The sequence below is a fragment of the Curtobacterium sp. Csp2 genome, assembly GCF_013347165.1.
Genome location: NZ_CP054593.1, coordinates 784,329 through 791,279, shown reverse-complemented (window position 1 = coordinate 791,279; position 6,951 = coordinate 784,329). Strand labels below are relative to the sequence as shown.

The window sequence follows — 6,951 nt, the reverse complement described above, 5'->3', positions numbered from 1 at the left end:
CGTTCCCTGCTCCACCGATGGCGGCGCGGACGCGCCTGCGCCAGCTCAGAGCTGACCGAGGGCGGCCTGGGTCGCGAGGCTCGTGCCGGCGACCACCATCAGCGACAGGACCGGCTCCCACCACTCGGCCGTCCCGAGGAAGATCCGCATGGGCATGCCGATCGGTGCACTGAACGGCACGTAGGACATGATCCCGACGACGGTGGGGTCGTCCGCGGCCACCACGATCAGGATGTACGGGATCATCACGAGCATCATCACCGGCATGGTGACGCTGCCGACGTCCTCCTGGCGCGAGACCAGCACGGCCGAGGCGGCGAACATCGCGGCGATGAGCACGAAGCCGACCGCGAAGAAGGCGACGAACCACAGCACGCTCGGTCCGAGCATCGAGAACATGTTGTCCTGGCCGGTGACCGCGAGGGCGACGGCGGCGGCGATCGCCACCGCGACGATCTGCGCGAGGGCCATCACGCTGTTGCCGAGCACCTTGCCGGCCAGCAGCGCCCGCGCCGGGATCGCCGCCATCAGGATCTCGACCACGCGGGTCGACTTCTCCTCGACGACGCTCTGCGCGATCGACGAGCCGAACGTCACCGCCGAGGCGAAGAACACGACACCGAACATGATGCCGATGAGCGAGACGAGTCCGGCGGGCAGCGCGGCCGGGTCGAGCAGCTCCACCCGAGGCGTCTCGCTCAGCGCGGTCACGACACCGGTCGGGGCGTCGTCGAGGGCGACCACCGAGTAGCCGAGCGCGTCGTCCGCGGGCACGATCGCCGCGTCGACGTCGCCGCTGCGCACCAGCCGCTCGGCCTGGGCGACGGAGCTGGTCGGCGTGACGTCGAGGCCCGCCGTGGACGGCAGCGAGACACCGTCGACGACGGCCACCGGGGTGGTGTCGTCGGCGGTGGCCTTGCCGACGACGCCGCCGATCACGATCGAGGCGACGACCGCCACGAGCAGGATCGCGGCGGAGACGATGAACGCCTTGCTGCGGATGCGTGCCTGGATCTCGCGGACGGTGACGAGCTGCACCGCGCCGAGGAAGGAGCCGTTCACCGGACCACCTCGCGGAAGACCTCGCTGAGACGGGGGACCCGCGGCGCGAACGACCCGACGGTGCCGTGCTGCACGGCCCGCTGGAGCACGGCCTGCGCGGTGGCGTCGTCGGCCTCGAACACGGCGTAGCCGCCGTCGAACTCGCGGACCGTGACGCCGGACTCGGCGCGGAGCCACGCCAGGTCGCCGTCGACCAGGAGCTCCCACGCCGCCGGGCCGGCCGCACGGCGCAGGTCCTCCTGCGGTCCGGCGGCGCGGATGGTGCCGTCGGCGACCACGACGACGTCGTCGCACAGGCGCTCGACGACGTCGAGCTGGTGGCTCGAGAACAGGACGGGCACACCCCGGGCGGCCGTCTCGCGGAGCACCCCGAGGACGGTGTCGACGGCCATCGGGTCGAGGCCGGAGAACGGCTCGTCGAGCACGAGGACCTCTGGGTCGTGGGCGAGCGCCGCGGCGACCTGGACCCGCTGCTGGTTGCCGAGCGAGAGCTTCTCGACGGCGTCGTCGGCGTGCTGGGTCAGGTCGAGCCGCTCGAGCAGCGCGGCCGTGCGCTCCGCCGCGGTGCGCTTGTCGACCCCGTGCAGCCGCGCCAGGTACGTGACCTGCTCGGCCACCGGCATCTTCGGGTAGAGCCCACGCTCCTCGGGCATGTACCCGAAGCGGCGCCGGTCGGCCGGACCGACGGTCGTGCCGTCGATCGACACCGTGCCGGCGTCCGCCTGGAGCACGCCGAGCAGGATCCGCATGGTCGTCGTCTTGCCGGCGCCGTTGCCGCCGACGAACCCCGTCAGTCGGCCGCTGCCGACCGTGAACCCCACGTCGTGGAGTACCCGGCGGTCGCCGAAGTGCTTCGTGACGCCTGCGATGGTGAGCATCGTCGTTCCCCTTCCGTCGACGGTCCTCGCCGACGGCTCGACGCTACGGGCCAGGAGGCGCGGGGCACCTCCGGCGGGAGACGGGACTTCCCGACGTGGCGGCTCCACCGCACGGGGGAGCAGGGGGCGTCAGCTCGAGGCGGTGATGCCGCGCTCGAACGCCCACACGACCGCCTGGATCCGGTCGCGGACGCCGGTCTTCTGGAGCACGTTCGACACGTGGGTCTTCACGGTGGCCTCGCCGACGTAGAGCGTCCGGGCGATCTCGGCGTTGCTCAGGCCCCGGGCGAGCAGGCGCAGCACCTCGGTCTCGCGCTCGGTCAGGCCGACCGCGGCGATCGCGGCGGCGCCGGTGTCGGTCGCGCGGTCGCTTCCGGTGCCGGTGGCCGGCGTTCGTACTGGGTCGGGGGCGTGCGCGGCAGCCGCGGTCGTCGCGGTTGCCCGGCTGATCACCCGGCGCGTGACGTCGGGGTCGAGGAGCGCGTCCCCGGCTGCCACCGTGCGGACGGCGTCGATCAGCCGTTCGGGGGAGGCGTTCTTGAGCAGGAACCCGCTCGCCCCGGCCTCGAGTGCCGCGAACAGCGCCCCGTCGTCGTCGAAGGTCGTCAGGACGAGGACCGCCGGCGGGTCCGGGAGCGCGGCGATCCGCCGGGCCGCCTCGAGCCCGTCGACGCCCGGCATCTGCACGTCCAGGCACACGACGTCCGGCCGCAGCGCGACGACGGCGTCGACCGCGGCCGCTCCGTCCGCGGCCTCGCCGACCACGCGGAAGCCCGGCTCGGACTCCAGGATGACGCGGAAGCCGGCGCGGACCAGGTCCTGGTCGTCCGCGAGCACGATCGTCAGGTCGTCGGCAGCCATGCCCGCACCAGGTACCCTCCCCGGGCCCGCGGCCCGATCTCGACGCGGCCGCCGACCGCCGCGACGCGCTCGCGCATCCCGACGTGCCCGAGGCCGCTCCCCGACGCCCGGCGGACCGCGCGCTCACCGTGTCCGTCGTCGGCCACCTCGACCTCGATGCCGTCGTCGAGGTACCGGAGCCGCACGTCCGCACGTGCCGTCGGACCCGCGTGCTTGAGGACGTTCGTCACGGCCTCCTGCGCGATGCGGAAGGCGACGGCGCCCACGGTCGGTGGGACGGGACGTTCGTCGCCGACCACGACCAGGTCCGCGGCGTGCCCGGCCGTCCGGACGGCGTCGACCAGCTCGGGCAGTCGACCGAGTCCGGCGGTGCTCGGCGCGGAGTCCGGTCCGTCCGACGGACCACCGGCGTCGTCGGCGCGCAGGGTGCCGAGCATCCGACGGAGTTCCTCGACCGCCGTGCGCGCGCTGTCCTCGACGACCCCGAGCGACGCCGTCGCCTGGGCCGGGTCGCGGTCGATCACGCGCCGTGCCGCACCCGCCTGCACGCCCATGAGCGAGACGTGGTGGGCGACGACGTCGTGCAGTTCGCGGGCGATCCGCACGCGCTCGAGCGTGACCGCCTGCGCCGCCGTCCGCTCCCGCTCGGCCGCGAGCTCCGCGGTGCGCTCGTCGAGCTCGTGCTTCGCGACGGCCGAGGCCCAGGCCCGGTTGCCGGCGTACCAGGCGCCGCCGAAGTAGATGACGTTGATCAGGATGTTGAGCAACGAGTACGCCACGTACGGCGCGTGATCGACCGCGACCCGGCCCAGGCGACGGCGTCGCTCGGGGTCGTCGAGGACAGCGCGCGCACGGCGGTCGAGGAACTCCGTCGGATGCTCGGCACCCTGCGCGCCGACGACGCCGGTGGTCCGTCGGACGGACCGGACTCCGCGCCGAGCACCGCCGGACTCGGTCGACTGCCCGAGCTGGTCGACGCCGTCCGGACGGCCGGGCACGCCGCGGACCTGGTCGTGGTCGGCGACGAACGTCCCGTCCCACCGACCGTGGGCGCCGTCGCCTTCCGCATCGCGCAGGAGGCCGTGACGAACGTCCTCAAGCACGCGGGTCCGACGGCACGTGCGGACGTGCGGCTCCGGTACCTCGACGACGGCATCGAGGTCGAGGTGGCCGACGACGGACACGGTGAGCGCGCGGTCCGCCGGGCGTCGGGGAGCGGCCTCGGGCACGTCGGGATGCGCGAGCGCGTCGCGGCGGTCGGCGGCCGCGTCGAGATCGGGCCGCGGGCCCGGGGAGGGTACCTGGTGCGGGCATGGCTGCCGACGACCTGACGATCGTGCTCGCGGACGACCAGGACCTGGTCCGCGCCGGCTTCCGCGTCATCCTGGAGTCCGAGCCGGGCTTCCGCGTGGTCGGCGAGGCCGCGGACGGAGCGGCCGCGGTCGACGCCGTCGTCGCGCTGCGGCCGGACGTCGTGTGCCTGGACGTGCAGATGCCGGGCGTCGACGGGCTCGAGGCGGCCCGGCGGATCGCCGCGCTCCCGGACCCGCCGGCGGTCCTCGTCCTGACGACCTTCGACGACGACGGGGCGCTGTTCGCGGCACTCGAGGCCGGGGCGAGCGGGTTCCTGCTCAAGAACGCCTCCCCCGAACGGCTGATCGACGCCGTCCGCACGGTGGCAGCCGGGGACGCGCTCCTCGACCCCGACGTCACGCGCCGGGTGATCAGCCGGGCAACCGCGACGACCGCGGCTGCCGCGCACGCCCCCGACCCAGTACGAACGCCGGCCACCGGCACCGGAAGCGACCGCGCGACCGACACCGGCGCCGCCGCGATCGCCGCGGTCGGCCTGACCGAGCGCGAGACCGAGGTGCTGCGCCTGCTCGCCCGGGGCCTGAGCAACGCCGAGATCGCCCGGACGCTCTACGTCGGCGAGGCCACCGTGAAGACCCACGTGTCGAACGTGCTCCAGAAGACCGGCGTCCGCGACCGGATCCAGGCGGTCGTGTGGGCGTTCGAGCGCGGCATCACCGCCTCGAGCTGACGCCCCCTGCTCCCCCGTGCGGTGGAGCCGCCACGTCGGGAAGTCCCGTCTCCCGCCGGAGGTGCCCCGCGCCTCCTGGCCCGTAGCGTCGAGCCGTCGGCGAGGACCGTCGACGGAAGGGGAACGACGATGCTCACCATCGCAGGCGTCACGAAGCACTTCGGCGACCGCCGGGTACTCCACGACGTGGGGTTCACGGTCGGCAGCGGCCGACTGACGGGGTTCGTCGGCGGCAACGGCGCCGGCAAGACGACGACCATGCGGATCCTGCTCGGCGTGCTCCAGGCGGACGCCGGCACGGTGTCGATCGACGGCACGACCGTCGGTCCGGCCGACCGGCGCCGCTTCGGGTACATGCCCGAGGAGCGTGGGCTCTACCCGAAGATGCCGGTGGCCGAGCAGGTCACGTACCTGGCGCGGCTGCACGGGGTCGACAAGCGCACCGCGGCGGAGCGCACGGCCGCGCTGCTCGAGCGGCTCGACCTGACCCAGCACGCCGACGACGCCGTCGAGAAGCTCTCGCTCGGCAACCAGCAGCGGGTCCAGGTCGCCGCGGCGCTCGCCCACGACCCAGAGGTCCTCGTGCTCGACGAGCCGTTCTCCGGCCTCGACCCGATGGCCGTCGACACCGTCCTCGGGGTGCTCCGCGAGACGGCCGCCCGGGGTGTGCCCGTCCTGTTCTCGAGCCACCAGCTCGACGTCGTCGAGCGCCTGTGCGACGACGTCGTCGTGGTCGCCGACGGCACCATCCGCGCCGCCGGACCGCAGGAGGACCTGCGCCGTGCGGCCGGCCCGGCGGCGTGGGAGCTCCTGGTCGACGGCGACCTGGCGTGGCTCCGCGCCGAGTCCGGCGTCACGGTCCGCGAGTTCGACGGCGGCTACGCCGTGTTCGAGGCCGACGACGCCACCGCGCAGGCCGTGCTCCAGCGGGCCGTGCAGCACGGCACCGTCGGGTCGTTCGCGCCGCGGGTCCCCCGTCTCAGCGAGGTCTTCCGCGAGGTGGTCCGGTGAACGGCTCCTTCCTCGGCGCGGTGCAGCTCGTCACCGTCCGCGAGATCCAGGCACGCATCCGCAGCAAGGCGTTCATCGTCTCCGCCGCGATCCTGCTCGTGGCGGTCGTCGCCTCGATCGTGATCGGCGGCGTCGTCGGCAAGGCCACCGCCGACGACACCACCCCGGTGGCCGTCGTCGACGGTGTCTCGCTGCCGTCCACGGCGGGCCTCGACGTCACGCCGACCAGCTCCGTCGCCCAGGCCGAGCGGCTGGTGCGCAGCGGCGACGTCGACGCGGCGATCGTGCCCGCGGACGACGCGCTCGGCTACTCGGTGGTCGCCCTCGACGACGCCCCGACCGGTGTCGTGACCGCGCTGAGCGAGACGCCTCGGGTGGAGCTGCTCGACCCGGCCGCGCTGCCCGCCGGACTCGTCTCGCTCATCGGCATCATGTTCGGTGTCGTGTTCTTCGCCTCGGCGGTGACGTTCGGCTCGTCGATCGCGCAGAGCGTCGTCGAGGAGAAGTCGACCCGCGTGGTCGAGATCCTGATGGCGGCGATCCCGGCGCGGGCGCTGCTGGCCGGCAAGGTGCTCGGCAACAGCGTGATGGCCCTCGCGCAGATCGTCGCGGTGGCGATCGCCGCCGCCGTCGCCCTCGCGGTCACCGGCCAGGACAACATGTTCTCGATGCTCGGACCGAGCGTGCTGTGGTTCGTCGCCTTCTTCGCGGTCGGCTTCGTGCTCATCGCCGCGATGTTCGCCGCCTCGGCCGTGCTGGTCTCGCGCCAGGAGGACGTCGGCAGCGTCACCATGCCGGTGATGATGCTCGTGATGATCCCGTACATCCTGATCGTGGTGGCCGCGGACGACCCCACCGTCGTCGGGATCATGTCCTACGTGCCGTTCAGTGCACCGATCGGCATGCCCATGCGGATCTTCCTCGGGACGGCCGAGTGGTGGGAGCCGGTCCTGTCGCTGATGGTGGTCGCCGTCTCGGTGGTGGTGGTCGTCCTCGTGGGAGCCCGCGTCTACGAGAACGCGCTGCTCCGCACGGGCGGTCGCGTGAAGCTCACGGAGGCGCTGCGCGGCTGACGCCGCCGGTCGGACGGGCGCG

8 protein-coding genes are annotated in these 6,951 nt (G+C 73.6%); 4 read left to right on the top strand and 4 right to left on the bottom strand.

What is annotated here, in order from left to right; genetic code table 11:
* Positions 1-45: 45 nt before the first annotated feature.
* From HUN59_RS03930 to HUN59_RS19610, 4 genes are all read right to left on the bottom strand, one after another.
* On the bottom strand, positions 46-1,062 hold the full coding sequence (locus HUN59_RS03930; RefSeq protein WP_174777574.1) for an ABC transporter permease: 1,017 nt from the start codon (positions 1,060-1,062) through the stop codon (positions 46-48).
* Positions 1,059-1,940, bottom strand: a complete 882-nt coding sequence (locus tag HUN59_RS03925; RefSeq protein ID WP_174777571.1) for an ABC transporter ATP-binding protein — start codon at positions 1,938-1,940, stop codon at positions 1,059-1,061. Before HUN59_RS03925 ends, HUN59_RS03930 begins: the two co-directional genes overlap by 4 nt.
* A gap of 129 nt (positions 1,941-2,069) precedes the next feature.
* Positions 2,070-2,801 (bottom strand): response regulator, encoded by a 732-nt coding sequence (locus tag HUN59_RS03920; protein ID WP_174777572.1) that lies wholly within the window; start codon positions 2,799-2,801, stop codon positions 2,070-2,072.
* Entirely contained in the window at positions 2,783-3,580 is a 798-nt protein-coding gene (locus HUN59_RS19610) for a sensor histidine kinase (protein WP_254629986.1), read from the bottom strand. The genes HUN59_RS03920 and HUN59_RS19610 overlap by 19 nt, the downstream gene beginning before the upstream one ends.
* Positions 3,581-3,589: 9 nt before the next feature.
* On the opposite strand from HUN59_RS19610, the gene HUN59_RS19605 reads away from it, so the two are divergent.
* From HUN59_RS19605 to HUN59_RS03900, 4 genes are all read left to right on the top strand, one after another.
* Positions 3,590-4,132 (top strand): sensor histidine kinase, encoded by a 543-nt coding sequence (locus HUN59_RS19605; RefSeq protein WP_254629985.1) that lies wholly within the window; start codon positions 3,590-3,592, stop codon positions 4,130-4,132.
* Complete coding sequence (locus HUN59_RS03910; RefSeq protein WP_174777572.1) at positions 4,114-4,845, top strand: response regulator; 732 nt, start codon at positions 4,114-4,116, stop codon at positions 4,843-4,845. The genes HUN59_RS19605 and HUN59_RS03910 overlap by 19 nt, the downstream gene beginning before the upstream one ends.
* Positions 4,846-4,974: 129 nt before the next feature.
* The gene (locus HUN59_RS03905) at positions 4,975-5,856 is read left to right on the top strand and encodes an ABC transporter ATP-binding protein (protein ID WP_174777571.1); all 882 of its coding nucleotides are present in this window, start codon (positions 4,975-4,977) and stop codon (positions 5,854-5,856) included.
* Positions 5,853-6,929 (top strand): ABC transporter permease, encoded by a 1,077-nt coding sequence (locus HUN59_RS03900; RefSeq protein WP_174777570.1) that lies wholly within the window; start codon positions 5,853-5,855, stop codon positions 6,927-6,929. The genes HUN59_RS03905 and HUN59_RS03900 overlap by 4 nt, the downstream gene beginning before the upstream one ends.
* Positions 6,930-6,951 lie beyond the last annotated feature (22 nt).